Genomic DNA, 26,140 nt, shown 5'->3' on the forward strand with positions numbered 1-26,140 from the left:
ACGCTACGAACGCGCGGCCTCTGGCGGCAGAGGATTCCCCCGCATCCGTTGTGAAACCACAGAGCCTCGGCTTGTCAGCTCGGTGCCGACCCGATCGCGTTCGGGAGCTTCTGGTTGTTGTGAGCAAACACAACGCAGCAGGGCGCATCCCGAGCCGCCGCCCCCGTCCCGGCTGGGACTCTGCGGGCATGGACACTTCAACGACGACGACCCGCTTCCCGGTGCACCGGCTGCTCAGCAAGGTCCCCGAGGTCACGATCTGGTTCTGGATCATCAAGATCCTCTGCACCACCGTCGGCGAGAGCTTCGCCGACTGGATCAACATGGTCCTCGGCGTCGGCCTTCTCGCCACCGCCGCCATCTTCATCGTCGTCACCGCGATCGTGCTCATCGTGCAGATGCGCCTGCGCCGCTACCTGCCCGCCGCGTACTGGCTGACCGTCGTCGTCATGAGCGTCACCGGCACCCTGCTCACCGACATCCTCACCGACCAGCTCGGCGTCCCCCTCTGGGCCAGCTCCCTCGTCTTCTCCGTGCTCCTCGCGATCGTGTTCGGCGTCTGGTACTCCAAGGAGCGCACCCTCTCCATCCACAGCATCGACACCACCCCGCGCGAGGCCTTCTACTGGCTCACCGTCCTCGTCACCTTCGCGCTCGGCACCGCCCTCGGCGACTGGACCCTCGAACTCACCGGCTGGGGCCCCGGCGTCTCGATCCTCCTGCCCCTCGCCCTGATCGCCATCGTCACCGGACTCTGGCGCTACGGAGCGAACCCCGTCCTCGCGTTCTGGATCGCCTACATCCTCACCCGTCCCCTCGGCGCCAACATCGGCGACTGGCTGGGCCTCTCCCCCGACGAACAGGGCCTGGGCCTGGGCACCTTCGTCACCAGCATCATCTTCCTGCTCGCCATCCTCGCCACGGTCGTGTACCTCTCCCTCAGCAAGGCCGACGTCGACAAGGGCGCTCAGGAGCACCACAACCCGCCCGTCGCTCGGGAGCGACGCTCGCTCGTCGCGTTCGCGGTCCTCGCCGTCGCTGTCGTCGGTCTGCTCGCCTTCACGAACAGCCAGCCGCACACCACTCCGGCACCGGAAGGCGCAGCCCCGGCCTGCGACGCATCAGGGACCTACTCCGCGGCCGACGCACAGGCGTCGGTTCAGGCGGACTTCCCGACCGCCGACGTGCAGAACTTCCAGACGATCACCGCCGACACCCTCGCCCTCGTCACCAGCGGCGACCAGGCCGCCGCGAAGGCCCGCGCCACCGACCTCGAGACCGCCTGGGACGACGCGGAGCCCGCCCTCAGCGCTGCGAACTGCCGGACGTGGACGTATGTCGACCAGCAGATCGACCCCGTCCTCTCCTCCGTCCGCTCCGGCAGCCCCGACCCGGCCGCCGAGACGACGAGCATCCAGGACCTGCTGACCACCCTGACCGGGAAGCAGTGACCGGCGTCCGCAGCGGCGGTCCCCTCGGCCGGAGTGTGCGGAGGAGGACACGGCTGGGCGCCCGCCTCTAAACTCGCAGCAGGGCGTGTCGAGGATGACGCGCACCGACGGAACGAGTGCCCCCATGGACGTGGACGTCGCGCAGCAGCGCTCCCGCGAGACCGGCGCCCCGGCGTCGACGCCCGAGAGCGCGCGCCCGCTCACGACCTTCGCCGTCCGTCACCGGAGCGGACTCGACGTCGCCTTCCTCCTCGACGGCACCGACGGCGACTTCCAGATCGGCATGGGAGCCGCCTCGGAGGACTTCCGGAGCGTCCTCACCATCGGCGTCGATCAGCAGCGCGGCCGCCTGCGGGCCGTGTCGGAGTGGATGCTCGACGGCCGCAGCGTCCACGTCCCGGTCCGGATCCTGCACCGCTCGCCCACCGCGATCCTCGTCGAGGCCGCGCACCTGCCGCTGGAGCGCCGCCCCGCCTCGCTGAAGTGCTGGTCGTTCCTCCGCCGGCGGTCCGTCGACCACTTCGCCGAGGTCATCGCCTGCGTGTCGCCGGAGCTGGCCGGCCTCCCCGCGATCAGGTTCGTGACCGACCCGAGGACGACCGCGACCCGCTGACCGCTCGGGGATCCCGACCAATCCGCCGCGGCCGCCGCTGCGAACAGCATCAGGACGTCCTGGTCCCGCAGGGCGGTGCCGAACCCGATGAGGCTCCGCCCTGCAACGCCGGACGCGCCCCTCAGGCGCCGGAGTCAGGCGAAGTCGGCCGTGTCGCCGACGAGGCGGGTGTTCTCGGCGGGGATCGGCCCGACCGCCGCGAGGGCGACCTCGGCCGCGAACTCGCCGACGTTGTAGAGCTTGCCCGCCGATTCGCGACGCGAGCTGATCGCCCCGGGGTTCGAGCGCTCGAGCAGCGTCGCGGTGATGGTGCCCTCGATCATGTCGCCGGAGACGACCACGAACTCGACACCGCGCTCGGTCAGCGCCGGGATCCGCTCGCGGAGGGCGTCCTCGCCCGCGCGCTTGGACAGCGCGACCGGCTCGTACTCCGGCATGGTCGGCGTGGTCCGGATGAAGTGCGCCTGGTGGCTGGTGACGAAGACGATGCGCGAGCCCTCGCCGAGCAGCGGCAGCGCCGCCTCGAGCGTGGCGACCTGCGAGTCGCGGTTGAGGACCATCGCGTAGTCCTCGCCCATGTTGCTCTCCATGCCGCCGGAGGCGTTCAGCACGAGCACGTCGAGCCCGCCGAGCTTCTCCTCGATCTCCGCGAACAGCGCGGTCCGCGACTCCGCGTCGGTGAGGTCGGCGCCCACCGCGAAGGCCGAGCCGCCCGCGGCGGTGATCTGGTCGACGAGCTTCGTCGCGCGCGGCGCCTTCGAGCGGTAGTTGACGACGACGCTCGCGCCGGCCTCGGCGAAGTAGCGGACGGTGTCGGCGCCGATGCCGCGCGAGGAGCCGGTGACGAGGACGCGCTTGCCGTCGAGCGAGCCGGGAGCGAGGGGGTTGGACACGAGGAGATCCTCCAGGACGCCGGCGCAGGAGCCGGATCGGGCACGGGTGACGGGCCCACGGCCCGACGCAGGAGCCTACCAAGCCGCCGCCGCCGGCGCCGGTCCCGCGCCGCCCACTCCCCTCCCAGCCCCCCTTGCTACCGTTGACTCCCGTGCTCGTAAGGGGAAGGAGCACCGCATGGACGCAGTGACTCAGTACGCCTGGATCCTCTGGATCGCCCTCATCCTGATCTTCGTGATCGTCGAGATGATCACTCTCGAGTTCACCTTCCTGATGCTCGCGGTCGGCAGCATCGGCGGCCTCGCGACCGGCCTCGCCGGCGCCCCGTTCTGGGTGCAGGTCCCGGTCGCCGCGGTCCTCGCCGTGCTGCTGCTCTTCCTGGTCAGGCCCCCGATGCTGCGGCTGCTCAAGCGCGGCGGCGACCCGACGCCGACCGGAGCCGACGCGCTGCTCGGCCTCGCCGGCAGCGTCGTCATCGCGGGGCCCGGCCCCGGCCAGGTGAAGCTCGTCAACGGCGAGACGTGGACGCTCAAGCTGTCCCCGCTCGTCGAATCCCGTCCGCTCGGTCTCGGCGAACGTGTCGTCGTCACCGCCATCGAGGGCGCGACCGCGGTCGTCGTCCCCGCCGAAAGGAGCTCCTCGTGAACACCGCAGCAGTCGTGACCACGGTGATCATCGCGGTCATCGTGCTCTTCGCCCTGGTGGTGCTGTTCAAGGCCATCCGCATCGTCCCGCAGGCCACGGCCGGGGTCGTCGAGCGCCTGGGCAAGTACCACCGCACCCTCCTCCCGGGCCTCAACCTGGTGATCCCCTTCATCGACCGGGTCCGCCCGTCCGTCGATCTGCGCGAGCAGGTCGTCTCCTTCCCGCCGCAGCCCGTCATCACCGAGGACAACCTGGTCGTCTCGATCGACACGGTCGTCTACTTCCAGGTGACCGACGCCCGGGCCGCGACCTACGAGATCGCCAACTACCTCGGCGCCGTCGAGCAGCTCACCACCACCACGCTCCGCAACGTGGTCGGCGGGCTCAACCTCGAGGAGGCGCTGACCTCCCGCGACAACATCAACGGCCAGCTGCGCATCGTCCTCGACGAGGCCACCGGCAAGTGGGGCATCCGCGTCGGACGCGTCGAGCTCAAGGCGATCGACCCGCCGATCTCCATCCAGGACTCGATGGAGAAGCAGATGCGCGCCGAGCGCGACCGCCGCGCGGTGATCCTCACCGCCGAGGGCACGAAGCAGTCGCAGATCCTGAACGCGGAGGGACACCGCCAGGCGGCGATCCTCGCGGCCGAGGGTGATGCGAAGGCCGCGGTCCTCCGCGCCGAGGGTGAGGCGAAGGCGATCACCACCGTCTTCTCCGCCATCCACGAGGGCCGCCCGGACAACGAGCTGCTCGCCTACGAGTACCTGCAGATGCTGCCCAAGATCGCGGAGGGCAGCGCCAACAAGCTCTGGATCGTGCCGAGCGAGCTCACCGAGGCGCTCAAGGGCATGGGCCAGGCGTTCGGCAAGAACTCGCCGACCCGGCCGGAGCGCGAGCAGGACGGCTCGGGGATGACTCCCCCGGCCCCGTCCTTCTAGGGCTCCTCCGCCATGACGACCACGCGGCCGCCGTTCCTCTCGGGCCGGCGGCCGCGCGTCATCGCCCACCGCGGCTTCGCGCCGGGCGGTGAGGGGAACACGCTGGAGTCCTTCGAGCGCGCCCTCGCCGCGGGCGCGGACCTGCTCGAGACCGACGTCCGCGCCTCGCTCGACGGCGTCGCGGTGCTCGTGCACGACGAGGAGGTCGCGGACGAGCGAGGTGTCCGCCATCGGATCGAGACCACCCGCTGGGAGGAGCTGGCCGATCTCGTCCTGCCCTCCGGGGAGGGGCTGCTCCCCCTCGCCGAGGCGCTCCGCCTGCTCCCGCACGCCCGCTTCAACATCGACGTCAAGGCGAGGACGGCCGTCGCCCCGGTGGTCGAGGCGGTCCGGGCCGCGGGTGCGCGGGACCGCGTGCTGATCACCTCCTTCTCGGAGTCGCGGCGCCGCGCGGCCGTGCGACGACTCCCGGGGGTCGCGACCTCCGCCTCCGCCCCCCGCTTCGTCGCCGCCCTCGTCGGCGCGCACCTCGGGTCCCCGTCCCTCGTCCGGCGGGCGCTCCGCGGCATCGACGCCCTCCAGGTCCCCGAGCGCGCGGCCGGACTGCGGGTCACCGCGCCCCGGATCCTCGCGCGACTGCGGATCACTGGAGCCGAGATCCACCTCTGGACGATCAACGATCCGCGGCGGATGCGCGCCCTCCTCGACCTCGGCGTCGACGGCCTCGTGACCGACCGGACCGACCTCGCCCGCACCGCCGTGGACGGTGCTTCAGGCCGCGACGACGGCCCCTCCGATCACGCGGGAGAAGGCCGGTTCACCTGACGATCCTCTGGCAAACGGAGGCCTCCCCGGACCACCCCCAGGTCCGCGGTCGACACTTGTCGGAGCACAGCGAGAGGAGACCACACAATGGCAGATCGAAGCTTGCGCGGGATGAGGCTCGGCTCACAGAGCCTGCAGAGCGAAGAAGGCGTCGTCTTCTCACCGCGATCGACGTTCACGTACCACTGCTCGGATTGCGGCCACGACACCGACATGGTGTTCTCGGCCGACGCCGAAGCGCCCGAGACCTGGGAGTGCCGCAACTGCGGCCACGAGGCCGTGCTGCTGGTGGATTCGAAGCCCGTCGTCGTCGACCGGGGCGAGCAGAAGGCTCCGCGCACCCACTGGGACATGCTGCTGGAGCGCCGCACCCGTGCGGAACTCGAGGAGCTGCTCGAGGAGCGCCTCGCCTACCTCCGCGCCCGGCGCGGAGAGCACAAGATCGGCGCATAGCGCCCCAGGGTCCTGCTCGGCCGGCGTCCTCGCCGGCCGGCGGACCCTTCTTCGTACCCGGACGCGGTTCGCGCGCTAGCGCCGACGCCGCGGCGTGCGCGTCCGCAGCACGAACGACACCAGCCCGATGAGACTCGCGGCGAGGAAGTACCAGCCGAGGTTCCGCGCCCAGACCAGAGCCGGGGTCGTGACCGAGGCGAGCGGCACCTCGTCCACCATCGCACCCGGCTCGAACCACTCCAGCGAGTCGATCGTCGAGCCGTCGGGCGCGATGATCGCGCTCGTGCCGACCGTCGAGATGTTGACCACGCTGCGGCCCGTCTCGATCGCCCGCAGCCGCGCGATGGCCAGCTGCTGGACGCTCTCGTCCGTCCGCCCGAAGTCGGCGTTGTTGGTCTGCGCGAGCACCAGCTGCGCCCCGCCGTCGACCATGGCGTTCGTCAGCGAGTCGTCCGAGATGTCGAAGCAGATCGCGATGCCCGCCAGGATCCCGTTGATGTCGAAGACGTTCGAGCGGGTGCCGATCGAGTAGTCGCGGCTGACCAGGTCCACCAGGTCGGGCGCGAACATCCGCCAGAAGGCGCGGTTCGGCATGTACTCGGCGAACGGCACCGGGTGCACCTTGTCGTAGATCTGGGTCGCGCCCTCCCCCGCCTTCCAGAGCAGCGAGCTGTTGTAGAAGACGTCGTCGGACGGGTTCGTGATCGTCCCGACGATGAAGGGCGCGTCCATCCGGCTGCTGAGGTAGTCGAGGACGGCGGCCGACTGCGCGTTCCGCGTCGGGTCGACGTCGACGCCGTTCTCCGGCCAGACCACCATGTCGACGTCCTCGTCGATGATCGGCAGCGTCGCGGAGGTGTGGTCCTCGAGGATCTGCCCGCGGTAGCTCTGCGAGAACAGACCCGCGTCGGAGTCGCCCTGCACCGCGGCGATCCGCGTCGTCCCCTCGGTCGGCGCGGGCCAGGCCGGGAAGACGAGCGCCACGATGGAGAAGCCGGCGACGACGGCCGCGCGGCCCGAGGCCGGAACCGACGTCGTCCGCACCGCCTGCGCCAGCGTCGCCGCGAGGAACGCCACCACGAAGCTCAGTCCGGAGAAGCCGACCCAGGCGGCCAGGTCCGCGAGCGGCCCCGTCGACTGCGAGAGCGCGAGCCGCCCCCAGGCGAACCCGCCGTACGGCCACTGGATCGTGATCGTCTCGCGTCCCACCCAGAGCGCGGCGACCAGCGCGGGCAGCCCGATCATCCGGCCGAGCGGCCCGGTCCAGACCCGCTGCCCCCGCGTCAGCAGCATCGCCGTCGGCCCGGAGGAGAGCGCGAAGAAGATCGCCTGCAGCCCGGCCAGCGCCGCCCACGGCACGAGGCCGAGGTAGAGCGTCAGCCACTGGATGTGCACACCCCAGAACACCGCGCCGCCGACGAGGCCGACCAGCGCACCGCTCCAGAAGCCGCGGCCGGCCAGCGCGAACAGGATCGCGGCGGTGCCGACGATCGCGAGCGGCCAGACGTCGGAGTCGGGGAAGCCGCGGTCGAGGGTCGCCCCGCCGAGGGCTGCGAGCGGGATCGCCAGCCACAGCGGTGCCGTGCGCCCGGTGGGCGCCGAGATCACCGCCCTCATGCGACCGTCGAGTAGGCGACGATGCCGTGCCGGACGAGCTCGAGCGCGGCACGGGCTGCGCGCCCGACCTTGCCCTCGGCCACGAGCGAGAGCTGGTCGAGCAGGTCGATCGTCTGCTTCGCCCAGCGGACGAAGTCGCCGGCGGCCATGTCGGACTCGCGGAGGACCGCGTCGAGCGGCATCCCGCGCGCCCACATGTTCATCGGCAGCGCCAGGCTGGTGGAGATCGGATTGCTGCCCGGGAGCCGGTGATCGCGCTCGACGTCGTCGAGCTTCGCCCAGAGCAGCTGCGTCTTCTCGAGCGCCTCGGGGAAGGTGCCGCGCGGGAGGTGCTTCTCGCCGAGGGTGCCCTCCTCGCGGCGGGGCTCGAAGACCAGGCAGCAGGCCATCGCGGCGAGACCGGCCGGGTCGAGCTCGGTCCAGGCCTGCTTGCGCAGGCATTCCGCCACGAGCAGGTCGCGGTCGCCGTAGATGCGCTTGAGGGTCCGGCCGTTCGGGGTGAGGGACAGCTCGCCGGCCTCGTCGAGCCGGAAGTAGCCGAGCTCCCTCAGCACGTCCGTGATCCGGTCGAAGATGCGGGCGACCGCGCCGGTCCGCGAGCGGATCTGCCGCTCGATCTCGTCGGTCTCCTTGCGCAGCTTCCACCAGCGCTCGGCCCAGCGGGCGTGCTGCTCGCGATCCGAGCAGGCGTGGCAGGGGTGCGCCTTCATCCGGCGGCGCAGATCGCTGAGCTGCCCCTGCCGCTTCTCGCGCTCGCTGTGCGATGCGGACTCGCCGCGGACGGCGCCGCGGCGCTCCAGCTCGCCGATCTCGCGGCGGATCGCGGCGTACTGCTCGAAGTCGCCGAGGTGGCACTGCATCGCGGTGACGTAGCCCTCGAGCGAGGTCTCCTGCTGCCGGACGCGACGCGCCAGGTCGACGACGGAGCGGTCCGCCTGGAACTGCGCGAACGACGACTCGAGGATCTCGCGCGTGCGCGCTCGGCCGAACTGGTCGATCAGGTTGGCCGCCATGTTGTAGCTGGGACGGAAGGACGAGTTGAGCGGGTAGGTGCGGCGCGAGGCGAGCGAGGCGACGGCCTGGGGGTTCATCCCGCCGCGCCACTGGATCACCGAGTGGCCCTCGACGTCGATCCCGCGGCGGCCGGCGCGACCGGTCAGCTGGGTGTACTCGCCCGGCGTGATGGGCACGCGGGCCTCGCCGTTGAACTTCTCGAGCTTCTCGAGCACGACGGTGCGCGCGGGCATGTTGATGCCGAGCGCGAGCGTCTCGGTGGCGAAGACCACGCGCACCAGGCGGCGGAGGAACAGCTCCTCGACGACCTCCTTGAACGCGGGCAGCATGCCGGCGTGATGCGCGGCGACCCCGCGCTGCAGCCCGTCGAGCCACTCCCAGTAGCCGAGGACGGCGAGGTCCTCGTCGCGGATCGTCCGGCAGCGCTCCTCGACGATCGCGCGGATCTCGTCGCGCTCGTGCCGCTCGGTGAGCCGGACGCCCGAGCGCAGCACCTGGCGGACGGCCTGGTCGCAGCCGTTCCGGCTGAAGACGAAGAAGATGGCGGGCAGCAGGTTCTTGCCGCGCAGGATCTCGACGACCTCGGAGCGCGGGACGAGGTCCTCGGTCCGCGTCTCGTGGAAGCGACCGCCGCCGCCACCGCGTCCGCGCCCGGAGCCGCGACCGCCGCGCTCGACGCGGGTGCCGCCCTGCGCGAGGCGCGCCAGCTCGGGATTGACACGATTGGTCGCCGCGCGCCCGGACGAGTCGAAGAGGTCGAGCAGCTTGCCGCCGACGAGGACGTGCTGGTCGAGCGGCACCGGCCTCTCCTCGGAGACGATGACCTCGGTCTCGCCGCGGACGGTCTGCAGCCAGTCGCCGAACTCCTCGGCGTTCGACACGGTCGCGCTGAGCGAGACCAGCCGGACCGACTGCGGGAGGTGGATGATGACCTCCTCCCAGACCGCGCCGCGAAAGCGGTCGGCCAGGTAGTGCACCTCGTCCATCACGACGTAGGCGAGGTCGCGGAGCAGGTCGGAGTCCGCGTAGAGCATGTTGCGGAGCACCTCGGTCGTCATCACGACGATCCGGGCGCGCGCATTGACGTTCGAATCGCCGGTGAGCAGGCCGACCTCGGACGCTCCGTAGTCCTCGACGAACTCCTGGAACTTCTGGTTGCTCAGCGCCTTCATCGGCGTCGTGTAGAAGACCTTGGCGCTCGGGTCCTGCATCGCCAGGTGGATGGCGAACTCGGCCACTGCCGTCTTGCCGGCACCGGTCGGTGCGGCGACGAGGACGCTCCGCCCGTCGTCGAGCGCGCTGCAGGCCTCGTACTGGAAGGGGTCGAGGTCGAACGCGAGGGTCGAGCGGAACGCCTCGACCCTCGCGTGGCCCTGTCGTGTGCGGAACGCCGCGAAGCGCTCGGCGGGAGTGGCGCCGGTCACGCCGGCAGGTCGGAGGGACTGCCGTCGAAGACGATCTGCCGCTTGGCGACGCGCCTGTCGTGCAGGATCGCGATGCCGCAGGCGGCGAAGAACAGGATCGTGATCGGGATCGCCAGCAGGAACATCGAGATCGGGTCCGCCGCCGGGGTGGCGATCGCCGTGAAGAGCACGATCACCATGATGGCGACGCGCCACGACTTGATCATCAGCGAGCCGGGGAGGATGCCGACGAAGTTCAGCAGCACCAGGAAGACCGGCAGCACGAAGGCGATGCCGACGACCAGCACGAGCTTGAGCACGAAGTCGTAGTACGTCTTCGCGCTCAGCACGCTCGCCGCGTCCGAGCCGGTGAAGCTCGTCAACAGCTCGACGATGTGCGGGAAGACGAACCAGCCCGAGGCGCAGCCCGCGAAGAACAGCGGGATCGCGGTGAGGATGAAGCCCAGGCCGTAGCGGACCTCCTTGCCGGTCAGACCGGGGACGAGGAACGCCCAGATCTGGAACAGCCAGACCGGGCTCGCGATCACGATGCCGATGGTCATCGCGATCTGGAGCTTGAGGTCGAACGCGCCGGTGATCGTCTCGAAGTTGAGGACCGCGGTCTTGTTCTGATCGCGGGCGACCTCGGCGATCGGGGCCTTGAGGGCCTCGAGCACCCAGTCCGAGAGGAACCAGCCGGCGACGCAGCAGACCGCGATCGCGATCGCCGCGATGAAGAGCCGGTTGCGAAGCTCGATCAGGTGGGACCCGAGGGACATGCGTCCCTCGGGGTTCTTCCCCGCTCGCTTCGTCCGTGGCTTCTTCGCTGCCACGGAGGTCATTACTTGAGCGGGGACTCGGGCGGCAGCGTCGTGCCGGTGCCGGTGGTCGTACCCGTGGCGGATCCCGTGGCGGTGGTCGAGCCCGAAGCCGTGGTCGAGTCCGTCGCGTCCTTGCGCTCGGTCCCGTCCTCGTCCTTCATGGTCTTGACCTCGCTCTTGAAGATGCGCATCGACTGCCCGACGCTGCGCGCGAGCTGAGGAAGCTTGGGCGCACCGAAGAGGAGGAGGATGACGGCGAGGATGATGAGGAGGTGCCACCCCTGGAGGCCAGCGAACATTGCAGTCTCACTTCACTTGTCGGTTGCGGTGTACCAGGAGCCTACCCCGTTCGACCCGGAGTGACCGGCGATCCTCGGTCCTCTCCCGGCGGGCGTCCCGGCGGGACTCGTGGCCGCGGCGGACCTCGTCGCGGTCGGCGAAGAGCGAGGACGGCGGCCGGGTCGACGCCTCGGCGGGCTCCGGCACCTGCAGGGCGTCGAGCTTCGCGGTGATCTCCTCCAGCTGGCCGAGCAGCAGCCGGCCCTTCCGCCAGTAGGACAGCCCGAACAGCACGAGCACCGCCAGGGCGGCGATCGCGAGGGCGAGCCAGATCAGGATCCAGGACCACCAGGTCACGGGGTCTCCTCTCCGTTGGCCGTCAGCGCGGCGCGGGTCCACTCGGCGACGGCGGTGCGCGCCGCCTCGGGGGCGACGACGGTCACGAGCCCGGGCAGCGAGGCGACCAGGCGGGTGAGACCGGCGAGGTGCGCGACGCGGATCCGGACGAGCACCCCCGCACCCTCGTCTCCGGCGGGAACCGACGGGAACTCGGCGTCCGCGGCGTAGTCGCCCAGCAGCGCGACCGAGCCCGGGGCGACCCGGAGGTCGATCAGGAGGTCGGAGGCGGACGCCTCGAACAGCCGGTCGGGCAGCGTGACCTCGTTGCGGCGGCGGACGATCGGGGTCCCGGTGTCGGTGAGCGCGCGCATCCGGTCCACGCGGAAGGTGCGGACGCCCTCGCGCAGGTGGTCCCAGCCGCGCAGGTACCAGTCGCGGTCGACCGACTCCAGCAGGAACGGGTCGACGAGGCGCGACTCCGTCTCGCCGCGGGCGCTGCGGTAGTCGAAGGCGAGCTGCGTCCCGGCCGCGAGCGAGGTGCGGAGGGTGGCGAGCGAGGCGTCCGCGCCGACGCCCCGGGCGACCGCGACGGCGGTCGGAGCCGAGGAGGCGCCGCGGGCGAGCTTGCCCATGAGCGAGGCGATGCGATCGTTGCCCTGGTTCTCGGGCAGGGCGGCCAGGTACTGCATCCCGGCGATGAGCGCCGCGGCCTCGCGCGCCGAGAAGCGCGGCGAGTCGTCGATGGCGACCTGCTGGGTGAGGACGATGTGGTCGTTCTCCTCGAAGTCGTCCCAGCTGATGTCGAAGAGGTCGTTGGACTGGTACTGCGAGGTCTCGCCGGGGATGCCGGAGACGGCGATCAGCCGGACGGCGCGGCGGACCTCCTCCTCGGCGATCTCGAAGTGCGCGGCGACCTCGGCCACGCTCACCCGGCCGCGATCGAGGAGGTACGGGACGAGCGAGAGCAGGACGGCCAGGCGGTCCCGCGCCTGGAGCGAACGGGGCCTAGCCACGGGCGGCTCCCCCGTGCTCACCGGCGGAGTGGTCGCCGGAGGAGTGGTCGCCGGCGGAGTGGTCGCTGAGGGAGCGGCGCAGGCGGTCGACGACCTTGCGGCGCAGCGGCTCCGGCTCGAGGACGACGACCTCGGGGCCGTAGCCGGCGAGCTCGTCCGCGAGGACGTCGGCGTCGGTGAAGTGCAGGCGCAGCAGGTCTGTGCCCTCCCCCGCCGCCTCGGCGCGCACGCCGAGCCGGAGTGCCGCGTCGGAGTCGGGCGCGACCTGGAGGAGAGCGGTGCTGCGGGCGAGGATCTCGTCGAGCTGGGCGAGGGCGGTGGCGGCGTGGTCGCCCGGCTCGGCCGGGGCGGTGCGACCGGTGGTCGCGACGGGTCCGACGATGCGGGAGAGGAGGAAGGTGCGGGTGCCCTCGGCGGTCTCGTCCCAGCCGTGCAGGTGCCAGCGGCCCTGGTGGTTGACGAGCGCGCGCGGACGGACGGTGCGCGTCCGCGGCTCGTCGCCACCGGGCTTGAGGTAGGGGAAGCGGACGACCTGGCCGCGGTCGAGCGCCGCGTTGAGCGGCTCGAAGGAGGCCTCGCGCACCCGGATCGAGGGGCTGATGCCGATCACCGGGTCGACCGAGTCGACGCCGAGCGAGCGCAGCTTGATCAGGGCGCGGCGCGACTCCGCGGAGAGCGTGCCCTCGCGCCAGACCGCGCCGGCCAGGCGCAGCAGCGCCATCTCCTCCTGGTCGAAGGAGAGGTCGGCGGGGAGGTCGTAGCTGCGCTTCGCGATTCGGTAGCGGACCGTCTGGGTGTTGCCCGGGTCGCCGGGCGCGTCGACCGTCTCGATCGGGATGCCGAGCTCGCGCAGATCGTCCTTGTCGCGCTCGAACTGCCGCTCGAGCGAGGCGCGGTCTCCCGGGTCGGACCGCTGCCGATAGCCCTGCACCGTGGAGAGCACGTCGGCCTTCGTCAGCCCGTTCTCGGCGGCCACGAGCGCCAGCACCAGGTTGAACAGACGCTCCTCGGCCGGGATGCGGCTCGAGGTCGAAGCGTCGGCGGGCACGCCCTCCAGTCTAGGGCCGGGCCCCGCCGCTCCTCGGACCCCGAGCAGAGCACATGGCCGCGCCCGATCATGCTGGTCGAGTAGCCCCGCAGGGGCGTATCGAGACCCGGCTCGATCAGCGAGGGCGGAGCAGCGTGCTCAGTCGATCGCGAGGACGTCGGCCACGAAGACGAGCGTGGAGTCGGCGGCGATCGGGCTTTCCTTCGGCGGGTTGTCCCCGTAGCCGTCCTCGGGCGGGATGATCGCGATGACCTGGGAGCCGACCGGCTGGCCGATCAGGGCCTTGGCGAAGCCGGGGATGACGCCGCCCTGGCCCTCGGTCGCGACGAAGGTCGCCGGGGCGCCCTTCTGCCAGCTGGAGTCGAAGATCTTGCCGTCGGCCCAGAGCCAGCCGGTGTACTGGACGACGACGGTGTCGCCGTCCTCGACGACCGCGCCGTCGCCCTTCTTCAGCTGGGCGATCTCGAGCGTCGTGGGCGCGTCGCCGGAGGGCTTGGCCAGACCGGGGACGCCGTCGGGGTCCAGCGTCACGGCGGGGAAGCCGTTCGGCACCGGCTGGGCCTCGCCGTTCGCGCGGGCCAGCGACGCCTTCTCGATGTCCGCGACGAGCACGAGGGTGTCGTCGGCCGAGATGCCGAGCTGGGCGGAGGAGTCGCCGAAGCCGTCCTCCGGGGCGATCGCGATCGCGACGCGCGAGCCGACCTGGCTGCACAGCAGGCCCTGGTTGAGGCCGACGAGCCCGGCGCCGCCCACCGTGAAGGTGGCGGTGCTCGCTCCGTCGTAGGGCGAGGCTTCGAGGACCGAGCCGTCGGCGCCGTTGACCAGCGTGTAGTCGATCGTGACGAGCTGGCCCTTCTCGAGCGGGTCGCCGGAGCCCTCGATCAGCGTGCTGACCTGGGTGCCGTCCGCCTTCAGCGGCGAGGGCACCGTCACGTCGGGCTGCTCGCCGAAGTCGCCGGTCGCCTTCACGGCCGACGACGAGGCGCCGGACGAGTAGGGGGCGTCGCAGTCGGCCTTCGACGAGGACGCGGAGCATCCGGTCAGGGCGGCGACGATGCCGATGCCGGCGATGAGCGCGGTGGTCCTGCGCACGGGTCCTCGTTTCACGAAGTGGGAGTGGTGGGGCCCGAGTGCGAGACGATCGGGACGGCGGCTCGGCCCGGGGACCGGAAAGCCGGGATCAGCTTAGACGATGCCCTCGTCGTCACCGGAGCCGGGCGCGGCACCGCCGTCACCGTCAGCGTCGGCCTCGCCGAAGCCCCGCGCCCGCGAGAGCTCGGCGCTGGTGGCCGACTCCCGCACCCGCTTCCGCAGGCTCTTCGGGCTGACGGCCCGCTCCCCGAGCGCGCCGGGGGTCCAGGCCTCGACGTCCTCGTCGCTGAAGTCCGTCTTGGACGGGCGGCGCTTGAGCTCCGGCAGGACGGCGCCCGGCGCCAGGCGGCGGGCGGTGATGAGGAAGCCGGTGTGGCCGATCATCCGGTGGTCGGGGCGGACGGCGAGACCCTCGACGTGCCAGCCGCGGACCATGGTCTCGTTCGACGCCGGGTTGGTGAACAGGCCCGACGCGCGGATCGCCTCGGCGACGCGCGAGAGCTGGGTGACGGTCGCGACGTAGCAGAGCAGGACGCCGCCGGGCGTGAGCGCGTCGGCGGCGACGTCGAGGCACTCCCAGGGCGCGAGCATGTCGAGGACGACGCGGTCGGCCTCGCCGGGGGCGACGGCGCCGGGCAGCTCCTCGACGAGGTCGCCGACGGTGACGCTCCAGTTGTCGGGCGTGTAGCCGAGGAAGGTCTCGATGTTGGCGCGGGCGACGTCGGCGAACTCCTCGCGGCGCTCGAAGGAGGAGAGCCGGCCGCCCTGGCCGATCGCGCGCAGCAGCCAGAGCGAGAGCGCTCCGGAGCCGACGCCCGCCTCGACGACGCGGGCGCCGGGGAAGACGTCCGCGAGCGCGAGGATCTGCGCGGCGTCCTTCGGGTAGACGATCGCCGCTCCGCGCGGCATCGACATCACGAAGTCGGCGAGCAGCGGACGCAGGGCGAGGTGCTCGACGCCGACGGTGTTGACGACGACGGAGCCGTCGGGCAGCCCGATGACCGTGTCGTGCTCGATCCCGCCGCGGTGGGTGTGGAAGACCTTGCCCGGGACGAGGGTGATGGTGTTCATCCGCCCCTTCGGCCCGGTCAGCTGCACGCGGTCGCCCGCGCGGAAGGGTCCGGAATGCTGCAGTGCCTCACCGGTCATCGGCGGGCCTCCGTCTCGGTCGTGAGCACGCGGGAGCGGTGCTCGGAGGACACCAGCGCGAGGTCCGCGACGGTTCGGCCCGCGAGGGTGGGCCAGAGGGAATAGGGGGCGTCGGCGTCGAGCTCGAGCTGGTGCGGCACGCCGATCGCGGCGGCGCCCGAGGCGACCGCGGAGGCGAGGCCCGCGTGCGAGTCCTCGATGGCGACGCAGGCGTCCACCTCGACACCCAGGGTCCGCGCGGCGAGGAGGTAGGCCTCGGGGTGCGGCTTGCTCCGCTCGACCATGTCGCCGCTGACGACGGTGGCGAAGGCGGGGAACGGGAGGCGGTCGACGACGGCGTGCGCCATCCGGCCGATCGACATCGTGACCAGAGCCTGGGGCACCCCCGCGTCGCGGACGGCGGCGAGCAGCTCGAGCGAGCCGGGGCGCCACGGGATGCTCTCGGCGAGCTGCGCGACGACCTCGTCGGTCATCCGGTCGATGATCGCCTCGAGGGAGAGGTCGACGCCCTTGCCCTGCAGGATGCGGGCGGAGGCGGGGAGGCCGGAGCCGACCAGGCTCATCGCGTCCTCGTGCGTCCAGACGCCGCCGAAGGAGGCGACCAGCGCGTGCTCGGACGCCATCCAGTAGGGCTCCGTGTCGACGAGCGTGCCGTCCATGTCCCAGAGGACCGCGGCGGGGGCGCCCTCCGGGAGCGGGGGCTGCGGCCGGGACACGGGGAGGGAGGTGTCGGAAGTCACGAGCGACCATCGTACCGGCAGCCCCGATCGGGCCGACCGTACGCGCACAGCGGAAAGACGCGGGCCGGACGGAGGGGTCCGGGGCCGGGTCCTATCCTTGACGAACGGGTTCAGCGCACGCAGCGCTCCCCGGACATCGAGCCGAACACGGAGACCTCGCCTATGAACGTGATCAAGGGGAACGTCCTCGTCGTCGCCTTCGAGGGCTGGAACGACGCGGGCGACGCGGCCAGCGGAGCGGTGCGCCTGGTGAAGGACGCGGGCGAGTTCGTGCCCCTCTTCTCGGTCGACGCCGAGCAGTACTACGACTTCCAGTACACCCGCCCGATGCTGTCGATCGGCGAGGACGGGCGCCGCAGCCTCTCCTGGCCCGGCACCCAGATCTTCGGACCGGCCGACACCTCGGTGGACGCGGAGAGCGCCCTCTACGTGATGATCGGCACCGAGCCCTCGCGCAGCTGGAAGAGCTTCGCGTCGGAGGTCGTCGACGCCATGCTCGCGATCGACATCTCGGCCGTCGTCTTCCTCGGCGCGATGCTCGCCGACGTGCCGCACACCCGGCCGATCTCGCTCTTCGCCTCGAGCGAGAACGCGGAGATGCGCGCCCAGTTCGAGCTCGAGCGCTCCACCTACGAGGGGCCGGTCGGCATCCTCAGCGTCATCGGCGAGGCCGCGCAGAAGGTCGGCATCCCGGCCGTCTCGCTCTGGGCCTCCGTGCCGCACTACGTGCACAACGCGCCGTCGCCCAAGGCGATGCTCGCGCTCCTCGAGAAGCTCGAGGAGGTCGTCGGACTGGCGATCCCCCGCGGCGATCTGGTCGAGGAGGCCGGCGAATGGGAGCGCGGCATCGACGCCCTCGCCCTCGACGACGAGGAGATGGCGGCCTACATCGCCCAGCTCGAGCAGGCGCGCGACACCGTCGACTCCCCCGAGGCGAGCGGCGAGGCCATCGCCCAGGAGTTCGAGCGCTACCTCCGCCGCCGCGGCGACGGCCGCTCCGGCGAGGAGCCCTGGCGCCCGTAGCCCGCGCGCTGATCGGACGACCCGCGCAGCGCGTCCCCTTCATGCTGATCGAGTAGCCCGCGCAGCGGGCGTATCGAGATCCGGCGGGCCGCAGGCTCAGCCCAGGCGGACGCCGAGCAGCGCGTCGATCGCGTCGCTCAGGAGTGCGGGGTCGTCGACGCCGCCGGCCGTCGCGGCGTCGAGCAGCGCGAGGGCGCCCGGGGTGTCGAGGTCCACCGCGAGCACGGCGCGCAGGCGCTCGAGCACGTCCGCGGCCGACGCCGGCCCGCTCGTGGCGAGCGACGCCTCCCACCGCGCGAGACGCTCCTCGGCGGCGGGCAGATCCTCGGGCAGCCACTCCCAGTCGGAGCGGTAGTGGTGCGCCAGCAGCGCCAGGCGGATCGCGCGCGGATCCGTCCCCTGCGCCCGCAGCCGCGACACGAGGACGAGGTTGCCGAGCGACTTGCTCATCTTCTCGCCCTGGTACGCGACCATGCCGGCGTGCGCGTAGGCGCGGGCGAGTGGTCGGCCGGACAGCGACGCGGCGTGCGCGGCGCTGAACTCGTGGTGCGGGAAGACCAGGTCGCTCCCGCCGCCCTGCAGGGTGAACTCCGGCCCGAGGCGGTCGAGCGCGATCACCGAGCACTCGATGTGCCAGCCCGGCCGGCCCCGGCCGACGGCCGCGTCCCAGGCGGGCTCGCCCGCGCGCTCGGCGCGCCAGAGCAGCGGGTCGAGCGGGTCGCGCTTGCCTGCGCGGTCGGGGTCTCCCCCGCGCTGCGAGAAGAGGTCAGCCATCGTCGCGACGTCCAGGTTGCTCTCGCTGCCCAGGCGCCAGACGTCGCTCTCGCCGGCGGCGATGTCGTAGTAGAGGTCCTCGCCCCCGTCGACGGCGGCCTCGGGCGTGGCGACGCGGTAGGCGATGCCGGCGCTCTCGAGGCGGGCGACCGCCTCCGCGATCGGCGCGATCGTCTCGGTGACCCCGTCGTAGTGGTCCGGCGGCAGGATCCGCAGCGCGGTCATGTCGCCGCGGAACAGCTCGACCTGCTCCTCGGCGAGGTCGCGCCAGTCGACTCCGTCGCGCGTCGCCCGCTCGAGCAGCGGGTCGTCGACGTCGGTCACGTTCTGCGCGTAGAGCACCGAGTACCCCGCGTCGCGCCAGAGCCGCTGCACCGTGTCGAAGGCGAGGTAGGTCGAGGCGTGGCCGAGGTGCGTCGCGTCGTACGGCGTGATGCCGCAGACGTAGAGGCGCGCGGTGCCGTCCGCGGCGACGAGCTCGACGGGCGCACCCGTGGCGGTGTCGTGCACGGCCGGCACGGGTCCGCGACCGGGCAGGGCCGGGACGACCGGCGCGTTCCAGGTGCGCATCTACGCGGCGAGGAGGCCCGTGCTCAGCGCGACCATGAGGACGACGCCGAGGACGATGCGGTAGATCACGAACGGCAGGAAGCTGCGGCGCGAGATGTAGCTCATGAAGAAGGCGATCACGACGAAGCCGACGACGAAGGCCACGATCGTCGCGACGAGCGTCTCGAGCCCGCCGACCTGGATCTGGTTGGGCAGGATCTCGGGGTCGCTGATGCTCTTGTACAGCTGGTAGAGCCCGCTGCCGAACACCGCGGGGATCGCGAGCAGGAAGGAGTAGCGCGCGGCCGCCTTCCGCTCGTAGCCCATGAAGAGGCCGGCAGTGATCGTGCCGCCGGAGCGCGAGACGCCGGGGACGAGGGCGAGCGCCTGCGCGCCACCGAAGATCAGGCCGTCGCGGCCGTTCAGGTCGCGCAGTCGGCGCTTCTTCGCGCCCACGGCGTCGGCGACGCCGAGCAGGATGCCGAAGACGATGAGCGTGGTGGCGACGACCCAGAGCGAGCGGAGCGTGGTCTCGATCTGGTCCTGGAAGAGCAGGCCGAGCACGATGATCGGGAGGCTGCCGATGATGATCAGCCAGCCCATCCGGGCGTTCGCGTCGGTGCGCGGGACCTTGCCGACCAGCGAGCGGCACCAGCTCGACACGATCTTCACGATGTCGCGCCAGAAGTAGATGATGACCGCGGTCTCGGTGCCCAGCTGCGTGATGGCGGTGAACGCCGCTCCGGTGTCCTTGCCGTCCAGTCCGGGGAGCAGCTCGCTCACGATCCGGAGGTGGGCGCTGGAGGAGATGGGGAGGAATTCGGTCAGACCCTGGACGAGTCCCAGGATCAGCGCTTCGAGCAGGCCCATGCGTCACTTTCGAGGAGGGCTGGGGCGTCGTCGGCCAGCAGGCGGTCGGTGGTGGTCGTCGATCTGACCATCAGGATCGCAGGAGGAGATCGGTCAGGACCTTCCTGCCAAACACTAGTGCGTCGAGCGGAACCCGCTCATCGACCCCGTGGAACAGCGCCGGGAAGTCGAGCGAGCCCGGCAGCTGCAGCGGCGCGAAGCCGTAGCCGGTGATCCCGATCGTCGAGAGAGCCTTGTTGTCGGTGCCCCCGGACAGGAGGTACGGCAGCACCTCCGCCTCGGGGTCGAAGCGGCGGAGCGAGGCCGCCATGCTCTCCACGAGCGGACCGGCGAAGGGCACCTCGAGTCCGATGTCGCGGTGCTGGACCAGGATCTCGACGTGCTCGCCCGCGAGGACCTTCAGGCGCTCGAGGACGGCGTCCTCCTCGCCGGGGAGCACGCGGACGTCGATGGTCGCCTCCGCGGTGTCCGGGATGACGTTGGCCTTGTAGCCGGCGGAGAGCATCGACGGGTTCGCCGTGGTGCGCAGCGTCGCCGCGATGAAGCGCGAGGCGGTGCCGGTGGCGAGCGCGAGCTCCTCCGGGGTGCTGCGCTGGGGGTCGTGGCCGAGGATGCGGGCGACCTCGCCGAGCAGCTCACGGGTGGTGTCGGTGAGGCGGGTGGGCCACTCCTCGCTGCCGATGCGGGCGATCGCCTGGGCGAGGCGGGTGACCGCGTTCTCGCCGTTGATCTGCGAGCCGTGGCCGGCCGTGCCGCGCGCGCGCAGCGTCAGCCAGAGCAGCGCCTTCTCGCCGGTCTGCACGAGGTAGGCGCGCTTGCCGCCGAGCTCGATCGAGTAGCCGCCGACCTCGCTGATCGCCTCGGTCGCGCCGGCGAAGAGCTCGGGGCGGGTCTTGACGAGGTGGCCGGAGCCGCGGACGCCGCCCGCCTCCTCGTCGGCGAAGAAGGCGATGACGAGGTCGCGGGAGGGCTTCCGGCCACTGCCGAGGATGTCGCCGAGGGAGGCGAGGATCATCGCGTCCATGTTCTTCATGTCGACCGCGCCGCGGCCCCAGAGCATGCCGTCCTTGATGACGCCCCCGAAGGGGTCGACACTCCAGTTGTCCGCGATGGCCGGGACGACGTCGAGGTGCCCGTGCACGACGAGGGCGCCGCGCTCGCGGTCCTCCCCCGCCACCCGGGCGACGACGCTGGTGCGGCCGGGATCGGAGTCGATCAGCTCGGGCTCGAGGCCGAGATCGCGCAGACGGGCGGCCACGTACTCGGCGGCCTCGCGCTCGGGCTCGGCCTTCCCGTCGCCGTAGTTGCTGGTGTCGAAGCGGATGAGGTCCCGCGCGATGATCGCGGTCTCGTCGAGATCCGACTCGGAGGGGGCGGCGGCGCTGTCGGAGGACGTCATGCCCCCACGCTAGCGGGCGGGCTCGCGGCACCCCTCTCCCCCGGTGTCATCCGAGGCGTTCGAACCGTGCTAATGTCTTCTTCGGCCGCGGAAACGCAGGCCGGAAACAACACTCGTCCGGGTGGCGGAAATGGCAGACGCGCTAGCTTGAGGTGCTAGTGCCCGTATAGGGCGTGGGGGTTCAAGTCCCCCCTCGGACACCGGCAGAACCCCTCGATCTCACGGAGATCGAGGGGTTCTTCTCGTTGGTGGCGGCGGTTCGATCAGCCGTGACCGCGAGCGATGCGGTCAGAGGTCGAGAAGGCCCTGGGCCGTGCTCCAGACGGTGTCGCTCGTCGCGTCGTCCAGATCGGTGTCGACGAGCCTCTCCAGCAGGAGCTCCGGGTCGATGAGACCGTGCCGGACCAGGGCTGAGACGAAGGACCGGTCCTTGTCCCGGTTCGCGACAAGCTTCGCCACGCACAGGTCGTGCGGGTCGAGGCACCAGCCGATCCGCCCTCGGGTGTTGTCGTTCTGCACTCGAAGGAGACGGCCCTCCCAGCCGCGAGGCAGGACCGCCGTCCTCCGGCCGACACCGTCCAGGTGGAACCCGTGCGTGGCGTCGAACGAGGACAGCTCGCCGGCGACTCCGCTGAGTCTCGTCGCCAGGGTCTCACTGTCGGTGTCGTTCAGCGGGAGGACGTCGAGCTCGTTCGATGCCGTCGCCTCGACGGGCAGCTCCGACTCGCTCCAGGTGCCCAGCACCGACTGGGAGCCGATGATGATCACCTCGTCGGCCTGGATGATCTCCGTCGCCGCGCGGATCCCGTGCTCCAGCTCGGCCCGGTTCACGCGCTCGCCTCGAGCACGGCCGATCGCTCCTCGTCGGGGATCAGCCCGGCGAGCGGTGACACCGAGCGCAGGTCGTGGGCGTGCTCCGTCTCGACGAGCAGGGCCTCGATCTGCGTGGAGAACGGGCTGCGGAGCAGCTCTTCCCACTCGTCCAGCCACCGGTGCGCGTCCCCGCGGACCTTGCCTCGCAGCTGCTCGAGCCGTTCTTCCGCCCGAGGACGGGAGTCCGGAGAGCGGTCGAGGAGCTCCAACGCGGCGCGGTGGAGCTGGACGGAGCGAGCGGTCTCGCGACGCAGGGACCGATCACGGTCGAGACGATCCGCCTCGACCTCGGCCATGACTTCCGTGTGAGAGGGGAGGGCTCGCCTCAGGAGACGGCGCGCGGCGAGCGCCGTCGTCCGGTCGGTCCGTCGCGCGAGCGCGGCGATGCTCAGCCCGATCGGCACCGGTCCCTCACTGACGAACGGCCACCGCGCATCGGGGACGTGATGCAGGATCACAGACGTCGCTGACGGGCCGGCTGCTGCGTCCTCTCCTCGGAGCCGAGCCTTCAATCGGGTGGAGACGAGGATCTCGAGGCGGCTGGCGTCACGCAAGCCCGCTCGAGGATCCGATGCTCCGACAGGGAGCTGCTCCCGCTCCCCCCGCAGCTGGTCGACGAGTTCCGTGGGAAGCTCCAGGGACTCCGGCGGCAGAAGCTCCGCGGTCCACGAGCGCGTCACCGCCACGGGATCCTCCGCGCTCTCGAGTCGCTGGATCATCCGGGTGATGCGACTCCGCTCGGACCTCGTCAGAGCCGGGTCCACAGCACCCGAGAGCGTGGCGACGAGTCCCCACGCCATCCGATCGCCGAGTGGGCGGGACACACGCGGGGCCGGGACATTCTGATCACCCCTGATGACATGCACGCCTCCGACCTTCTCCGCCCGGATGCGCCCCGCAGCGATGAGCTGACGGATGCGCGCCGCACTGACACCGCGCTCTCGCGCGACCTCGGCGACGGACTTCAGCTCCTGCTCGGTCATGAGAAGAAGTCTATCGATGACGCAAGGGAAGTGCACCGCTCGAGCAGTGGTCGAGCCCTCCCGATGTCGCGGTCGTCTAGCGGAGCGAGAGAGCGGTGATGTGCTCAACGATCAGACGCGTGCACTCCATTGCCGAACTTCGCCCGGAGTCGACCTCGAGGTCGTAGGTGACGCCGCGATGGACGGACTCCGCCTGGTGTGCCGCCATCCCGCTGGAGCGGTCACCACGGTCTCGCTCACGCGCGGTCGCGACCCCAGGGGCGCAGCGGACGCCCACCCAGAAGACGTCGAGTCCGCGGAGGTGGCTGCGCAGGCGCTCCTGCGATTCCGACGCATCGAGGAAGACGTCGTCGAAGACGATCCGTGCGCCGGCGCGGGCGGTCGCGACAACGCCGGCCATCCAGGCCGACTCGAGTCGACGGAAGACGTCGCCGAGCTCCACCGTGCCGTCGTCGCCGTAGGAGACGCCCTCTCCAGCTCCGTCGAGGTCGGGTGGCAGCGCGTCCACCAGAGTGTCGATCGAGACGCTCAACCAAGGATCGGGCAGGAGCGCCTGGAGACTCCGGGCGATCGTCGTCTTGCCGGAGCTCGATCCGCCGTTCAGGACGATGACGTCCGGAGTCACGGGGCACTCCGGGCGGGATCGCAGAGGGAGCTCGCCAGGGAGAGCGCATCAGGGCCGTTCATCCCGGCAGCCTAGGGCGGTCCGCCTCGGTAGGTCGGTGCCCCTGCGCAGCATCGACGCTCGACGATCGAGAGGAAGGTGCCCCCTCCTTGACGGTCGGCCGCGCCGCTCCTAGGCTCTCGCCGGGTGAGAAACCGAATGAAACAGTTTCCTCATAAGGAGCACGGGTCTCACCGCGCGCCCGGCGACGTGCCGGACGACCTCGATCGAACGGACGCGACATGACGACCACCTCCTTCACCGCCGGCTGGATCGTCCGGGCGCCGCGCGGGCCGTTCGCCGCCGTGCAGGGCGGGGTCGACGACTCCGTCGCGGTGACGCTGCCGCACGACGCGCTGCGCGACGCCGAGCGCTCGCCGGATGCGGTGTCGAAGGGCGGTGCGGCCTACTACCCGGGCGGTGCCTCCAGCTACGTCACGACGTTCGAGGTGCCGGCGGAGTGGGCGGGCAAGGTGGTGCGGCTCGAGGTGCAGGGCGCCTACCGGCACGCGATGGTGTTCCTCAACGACGAGTTCGCGGGGAACCGCGCCGACGGCTTCGCGCGCTTCTTCGTGGAGCTGACCCCGTTCCTCCGCTTCGGCGAGACGAACACGCTGCGGATCGAGGTGCGCTCGGGGCAGGACTCGCGCTGGTACGCCGGCGCCGGGCTGCACCGGCCGGTGCTGCTGCACGTCGACGAGCCCGTGCACATCGAGCCGGACGGCGTCCGGATCACGACGGTGCGCGTCGAGGACGACCAGGCCGTCGTCGAGGTCGCGACGAGCATCGTCAACCGCGGGCTCACGACGTCGTCGCTCACGGTGGCGACCGAGCTCACCGGGCCGGCCGGCGACGTCGTGGAGAGCGCGACGACACCGGTCACCGTCGCCCCCGGCCGCACCGCCGTCGTCCGCCAGCGCCTCTACGTGCAGGAGCCCGCCCTCTGGAGCGTCGACTCCCCTGCCCTGCACAGCGCCCGCACGAGCATCGGCGTCGGCGACGACGTCGTCACCGTGCACGGCATCCGGACCGTCACCGTCGACCCGCGCAAGGGGCTGCGGATCAACGGCGAGACCGTGCTGCTGCGCGGCGCGTGCATCCACAGCGACAACGGCGTCCTGGGCGCCGCCTCGATCGCCCGGGCGGAGGAGCGCCGGATCCAGCTCCTCAAGGGGGCCGGCTTCAACGCGATCCGCATGGCGCACAACCCCGCCTCGCCGTCGATGCTCGACGCCTGCGACCGCCTCGGCATGCTCGTGATGGACGAGGCCTTCGACATGTGGGTGCGCGGCAAGACCCACAACGACTACTCGCTCGACTTCGCGCAGTGGTGGCGGGCCGACCTGGAGTCGCTGGTGGCGAAGGACTACAACCACCCCAGCGTGATCCTCTACTCGATCGGCAACGAGATCGTCGAGGTCGGCACCCCGCACGGCGCGGTGCTGGCGCGCGATCTCGCGGAGCACGTGCGATCGCTCGACCCCACCCGGCCGGTCACGAACGGCGTGAACCCGACGCTGGCGGTGCTCGACGAGCTCGACAGCATCCTCGCCTCGGAGCAGGGGCTGAACGAGCTGATGGGCGAGGCCGGCGCCGGGATGATGGCGGCGATCGGCTCCTCCGACGCCGTCACCCGTCGCACGGCGGAGTCGAGCGCGGCGGTCGACGTGCTCGGGCTGAACTACGCCGACGGGCGCTACGCGAGCGACGCGGAGCTGTTCCCGCAGCGCGTGATCGTCGGGTCCGAGACGTTCCCCTCGCAGATCGGCGAGCTGTGGCCGAAGGTGCTGGCGAACCCGAACGTGATCGGCGACTTCACCTGGACCGGCTGGGACTACCTCGGCGAGGTCGGCATCGGCGCCACCTCCTACGCGGAGGACCCGGCCGCGAACGGCGCGCTGGAGCGCGAGTACCCGTATCTGACGGCGTGGTGCGGCGACCTCGACATCACCGGGTGGCGCCGGCCCGCCTCCTACTACCGCGAGATCGTCTTCGGGCTGCGCTCGGAGCCGGCGATCGCGGTCGTCCGGCCGGAGCGGCACGGGCAGACGGTGACGATGCAGTCGCCGTGGGCGTGGAGCGACTCGGTCGACTCCTGGACCTGGCCCGGCTTCGAGGGCTCCCCCGTCACCGTCGAGGTGGCCGCGGACGCGGACGAGGTGGCGCTGCTGCTCGACGGGGTCGAGGTCGGGCGCGCGGCCGTCGGGGCGGTGCGGCCGATGCTGGCGTCGATCGAGACGGTGCACCGGCCGGGCACGCTGACGGCGGTGGCCTACCGGTCCGGGAGTGAGACGGGGCGCAGCTCGCTCGTGTCGGCGTCGGGACCGGCGGTGCTGACCGCGACGGCGGACCGGACGTCGCTGCGCGCGGACGACACCGACCTCGCGTATGTGGCGATCGAGCTGCGCGACGCGGCAGGCGTGCTGGTCACCGGCGCTGACCGCGTCGTCTCGGTCTCCGTCGAGGGCGCGGGCGTGCTCGCGGGCTTCGGCAGCGGGGCACCCGCCACCACCGAGCGCTTCGACGCCACATCGCGGACGACGTTCGACGGCCGCGCGCTCGCCGTCGTCCGTCCGACCGGCGCGGGGCCGATCACGGTGCTCGTCTCGTCGGACGGACTCGACGACGTCCGCATCGAGCTCTCCGCGCGCTGACGATCGACAGCGCA

25 protein-coding genes and 1 tRNA gene are annotated in these 26,140 nt (G+C 71.5%); 9 read left to right on the forward strand and 17 right to left on the reverse strand.

Annotated features, from left to right (window positions below):
• Positions 1-188 precede the first annotated feature (188 nt).
• Both EDF45_RS08160 and EDF45_RS08165 read left to right on the forward strand, forming a co-directional pair.
• Positions 189-1,451 carry a hypothetical protein gene (locus EDF45_RS08160; RefSeq protein ID WP_123735741.1) on the forward strand — a complete coding sequence of 421 codons (1,263 nt, stop codon included), beginning with the start codon at positions 189-191 and terminating at the stop codon, positions 1,449-1,451.
• Between the two features lie 124 nt (positions 1,452-1,575).
• A complete protein-coding gene (locus EDF45_RS08165) occupies positions 1,576-2,064 on the forward strand; it encodes a hypothetical protein (RefSeq protein ID WP_123735742.1) in 489 nt (162 codons plus the stop codon).
• A 134-nt stretch (positions 2,065-2,198) separates the two neighbouring features.
• Here EDF45_RS08165 and EDF45_RS08170 read toward each other — a convergent pair whose 3' ends face one another.
• Positions 2,199-2,957, reverse strand: a complete 759-nt coding sequence (locus tag EDF45_RS08170; RefSeq protein ID WP_123735743.1) for an SDR family oxidoreductase — start codon at positions 2,955-2,957, stop codon at positions 2,199-2,201.
• Between the two features lie 178 nt (positions 2,958-3,135).
• On the opposite strand from EDF45_RS08170, the gene EDF45_RS08175 reads away from it, so the two are divergent.
• From EDF45_RS08175 to EDF45_RS08190, 4 genes are all read left to right on the forward strand, one after another.
• A complete protein-coding gene (locus EDF45_RS08175; RefSeq protein ID WP_123735744.1) occupies positions 3,136-3,603 on the forward strand; it encodes an NfeD family protein in 468 nt (155 codons plus the stop codon).
• Positions 3,604-3,626: 23 nt separating this feature from the next.
• Positions 3,627-4,544 (forward strand): SPFH domain-containing protein, encoded by a 918-nt coding sequence (locus EDF45_RS08180; protein WP_372487865.1) that lies wholly within the window; start codon positions 3,627-3,629, stop codon positions 4,542-4,544.
• A 12-nt stretch (positions 4,545-4,556) separates the two neighbouring features.
• Complete coding sequence (locus EDF45_RS08185; protein WP_123735745.1) at positions 4,557-5,369, forward strand: glycerophosphodiester phosphodiesterase family protein; 813 nt, start codon at positions 4,557-4,559, stop codon at positions 5,367-5,369.
• 87 nt (positions 5,370-5,456) lie between these two features.
• Positions 5,457-5,822, forward strand: coding sequence for an RNA polymerase-binding protein RbpA (locus EDF45_RS08190; RefSeq protein ID WP_123446336.1), 366 nt, complete (start codon positions 5,457-5,459; stop codon positions 5,820-5,822).
• A gap of 75 nt (positions 5,823-5,897) precedes the next feature.
• Here EDF45_RS08190 and lnt read toward each other — a convergent pair whose 3' ends face one another.
• The 10 genes from lnt to EDF45_RS08240 form a co-directional block, all read right to left on the reverse strand.
• Positions 5,898-7,439, reverse strand: a complete 1,542-nt coding sequence (gene lnt / locus EDF45_RS08195) for an apolipoprotein N-acyltransferase (RefSeq protein WP_123735746.1) — start codon at positions 7,437-7,439, stop codon at positions 5,898-5,900.
• Entirely contained in the window at positions 7,436-9,877 is a 2,442-nt protein-coding gene (locus EDF45_RS08200) for an RNA helicase (protein WP_123735747.1), read from the reverse strand. The genes lnt and EDF45_RS08200 overlap by 4 nt, the downstream gene beginning before the upstream one ends.
• Entirely contained in the window at positions 9,874-10,635 is a 762-nt protein-coding gene (gene tatC, locus EDF45_RS08205; RefSeq protein ID WP_123704207.1) for a twin-arginine translocase subunit TatC, read from the reverse strand. The genes EDF45_RS08200 and tatC overlap by 4 nt, the downstream gene beginning before the upstream one ends.
• Before the next feature lie 62 nt (positions 10,636-10,697).
• Positions 10,698-10,976 carry a Sec-independent protein translocase subunit TatA gene (gene tatA, locus EDF45_RS08210; RefSeq protein ID WP_123733127.1) on the reverse strand — a complete coding sequence of 93 codons (279 nt, stop codon included), beginning with the start codon at positions 10,974-10,976 and terminating at the stop codon, positions 10,698-10,700.
• Positions 10,977-10,983: 7 nt separating this feature from the next.
• A complete protein-coding gene (locus tag EDF45_RS08215) occupies positions 10,984-11,313 on the reverse strand; it encodes a hypothetical protein (RefSeq protein ID WP_123446331.1) in 330 nt (109 codons plus the stop codon).
• Positions 11,310-12,308, reverse strand: a complete 999-nt coding sequence (locus EDF45_RS08220; RefSeq protein WP_123735748.1) for a YafY family protein — start codon at positions 12,306-12,308, stop codon at positions 11,310-11,312. The genes EDF45_RS08215 and EDF45_RS08220 overlap by 4 nt, the downstream gene beginning before the upstream one ends.
• Complete coding sequence (locus tag EDF45_RS08225) at positions 12,301-13,356, reverse strand: YafY family protein (RefSeq protein WP_123735749.1); 1,056 nt, start codon at positions 13,354-13,356, stop codon at positions 12,301-12,303. Before EDF45_RS08225 ends, EDF45_RS08220 begins: the two co-directional genes overlap by 8 nt.
• Positions 13,357-13,494: 138 nt before the next feature.
• Entirely contained in the window at positions 13,495-14,448 is a 954-nt protein-coding gene (locus tag EDF45_RS08230) for an FKBP-type peptidyl-prolyl cis-trans isomerase (protein WP_185020131.1), read from the reverse strand.
• Between the two features lie 93 nt (positions 14,449-14,541).
• On the reverse strand, positions 14,542-15,597 hold the full coding sequence (locus tag EDF45_RS08235) for a tRNA (adenine-N1)-methyltransferase (RefSeq protein ID WP_123735751.1): 1,056 nt from the start codon (positions 15,595-15,597) through the stop codon (positions 14,542-14,544).
• On the reverse strand, positions 15,594-16,337 hold the full coding sequence (locus tag EDF45_RS08240; protein ID WP_260312027.1) for an HAD family phosphatase: 744 nt from the start codon (positions 16,335-16,337) through the stop codon (positions 15,594-15,596). Before EDF45_RS08240 ends, EDF45_RS08235 begins: the two co-directional genes overlap by 4 nt.
• Before the next feature lie 162 nt (positions 16,338-16,499).
• On the opposite strand from EDF45_RS08240, the gene EDF45_RS08245 reads away from it, so the two are divergent.
• On the forward strand, positions 16,500-17,360 hold the full coding sequence (locus tag EDF45_RS08245) for a proteasome assembly chaperone family protein (protein ID WP_123704219.1): 861 nt from the start codon (positions 16,500-16,502) through the stop codon (positions 17,358-17,360).
• Between the two features lie 96 nt (positions 17,361-17,456).
• Here EDF45_RS08245 and mshC read toward each other — a convergent pair whose 3' ends face one another.
• The 3 genes from mshC to EDF45_RS08260 form a co-directional block, all read right to left on the reverse strand.
• On the reverse strand, positions 17,457-18,704 hold the full coding sequence (mshC, locus tag EDF45_RS08250) for a cysteine--1-D-myo-inosityl 2-amino-2-deoxy-alpha-D-glucopyranoside ligase (protein WP_123735752.1): 1,248 nt from the start codon (positions 18,702-18,704) through the stop codon (positions 17,457-17,459).
• On the reverse strand, positions 18,705-19,553 hold the full coding sequence (locus tag EDF45_RS08255; protein WP_123446324.1) for an undecaprenyl-diphosphate phosphatase: 849 nt from the start codon (positions 19,551-19,553) through the stop codon (positions 18,705-18,707).
• 70 nt (positions 19,554-19,623) lie between these two features.
• On the reverse strand, positions 19,624-20,952 hold the full coding sequence (locus EDF45_RS08260) for a M20/M25/M40 family metallo-hydrolase (RefSeq protein ID WP_123735753.1): 1,329 nt from the start codon (positions 20,950-20,952) through the stop codon (positions 19,624-19,626).
• 115 nt (positions 20,953-21,067) lie between these two features.
• On the opposite strand from EDF45_RS08260, the gene EDF45_RS08265 reads away from it, so the two are divergent.
• A tRNA-Leu gene (locus EDF45_RS08265) sits at positions 21,068-21,152 on the forward strand.
• An 88-nt stretch (positions 21,153-21,240) separates the two neighbouring features.
• Here the strand turns inward: EDF45_RS08265 and EDF45_RS08270 are convergent.
• The 3 genes from EDF45_RS08270 to EDF45_RS08280 all read right to left on the reverse strand — a co-directional run bounded on the left by EDF45_RS08270 (position 21,241) and on the right by EDF45_RS08280 (position 23,433).
• Positions 21,241-21,783 (reverse strand): DUF6036 family nucleotidyltransferase, encoded by a 543-nt coding sequence (locus EDF45_RS08270; protein WP_123735754.1) that lies wholly within the window; start codon positions 21,781-21,783, stop codon positions 21,241-21,243.
• Positions 21,780-22,121 (reverse strand): hypothetical protein, encoded by a 342-nt coding sequence (locus tag EDF45_RS21020; protein WP_148060246.1) that lies wholly within the window; start codon positions 22,119-22,121, stop codon positions 21,780-21,782. Before EDF45_RS21020 ends, EDF45_RS08270 begins: the two co-directional genes overlap by 4 nt.
• A gap of 763 nt (positions 22,122-22,884) precedes the next feature.
• Positions 22,885-23,433 carry a chloramphenicol phosphotransferase CPT family protein gene (locus tag EDF45_RS08280; RefSeq protein WP_123735756.1) on the reverse strand — a complete coding sequence of 183 codons (549 nt, stop codon included), beginning with the start codon at positions 23,431-23,433 and terminating at the stop codon, positions 22,885-22,887.
• Between the two features lie 281 nt (positions 23,434-23,714).
• On the opposite strand from EDF45_RS08280, the gene EDF45_RS08285 reads away from it, so the two are divergent.
• Positions 23,715-26,126 (forward strand): glycoside hydrolase family 2 TIM barrel-domain containing protein, encoded by a 2,412-nt coding sequence (locus EDF45_RS08285; protein ID WP_123735757.1) that lies wholly within the window; start codon positions 23,715-23,717, stop codon positions 26,124-26,126.
• Positions 26,127-26,140: the final 14 nt, after the last annotated feature.

It is taken from the genome of Rathayibacter sp. PhB186 (genome assembly GCF_003751825.1).
Taxonomy (GTDB): domain Bacteria; phylum Actinomycetota; class Actinomycetes; order Actinomycetales; family Microbacteriaceae; genus Rathayibacter; species Rathayibacter festucae.

Excerpts from the sequence above, each read along its gene's own strand:
- EDF45_RS08190 (WP_123446336.1), top strand. The coding sequence starts at position 5,457 with ATGGCAGATCGAAGCTTGCGCGGGATGAGGCTCGGCTCACAGAGCCTG.
- EDF45_RS21020 (WP_148060246.1), bottom strand. The coding sequence starts at position 22,121 with ATGGCCGAGGTCGAGGCGGATCGTCTCGACCGTGATCGGTCCCTGCGT.
- EDF45_RS08185 (WP_123735745.1), top strand. The coding sequence starts at position 4,557 with ATGACGACCACGCGGCCGCCGTTCCTCTCGGGCCGGCGGCCGCGCGTC.
- EDF45_RS08245 (WP_123704219.1), top strand. The coding sequence starts at position 16,500 with ATGAACGTGATCAAGGGGAACGTCCTCGTCGTCGCCTTCGAGGGCTGG.
- EDF45_RS08285 (WP_123735757.1), top strand. The coding sequence starts at position 23,715 with ATGACGACCACCTCCTTCACCGCCGGCTGGATCGTCCGGGCGCCGCGC.
- EDF45_RS08260 (WP_123735753.1), bottom strand. The coding sequence starts at position 20,952 with ATGACGTCCTCCGACAGCGCCGCCGCCCCCTCCGAGTCGGATCTCGAC.
- mshC (WP_123735752.1), bottom strand. The coding sequence starts at position 18,704 with ATGCGCACCTGGAACGCGCCGGTCGTCCCGGCCCTGCCCGGTCGCGGA.
- tatC (WP_123704207.1), bottom strand. The coding sequence starts at position 10,635 with ATGTCCCTCGGGTCCCACCTGATCGAGCTTCGCAACCGGCTCTTCATC.
- tatA (WP_123733127.1), bottom strand. The coding sequence starts at position 10,976 with ATGTTCGCTGGCCTCCAGGGGTGGCACCTCCTCATCATCCTCGCCGTC.
- EDF45_RS08165 (WP_123735742.1), top strand. The coding sequence starts at position 1,576 with ATGGACGTGGACGTCGCGCAGCAGCGCTCCCGCGAGACCGGCGCCCCG.
- EDF45_RS08255 (WP_123446324.1), bottom strand. The coding sequence starts at position 19,553 with ATGGGCCTGCTCGAAGCGCTGATCCTGGGACTCGTCCAGGGTCTGACC.
- lnt (WP_123735746.1), bottom strand. The coding sequence starts at position 7,439 with ATGAGGGCGGTGATCTCGGCGCCCACCGGGCGCACGGCACCGCTGTGG.
- EDF45_RS08235 (WP_123735751.1), bottom strand. The coding sequence starts at position 15,597 with ATGACCGGTGAGGCACTGCAGCATTCCGGACCCTTCCGCGCGGGCGAC.
- EDF45_RS08175 (WP_123735744.1), top strand. The coding sequence starts at position 3,136 with ATGGACGCAGTGACTCAGTACGCCTGGATCCTCTGGATCGCCCTCATC.
- EDF45_RS08160 (WP_123735741.1), top strand. The coding sequence starts at position 189 with ATGGACACTTCAACGACGACGACCCGCTTCCCGGTGCACCGGCTGCTC.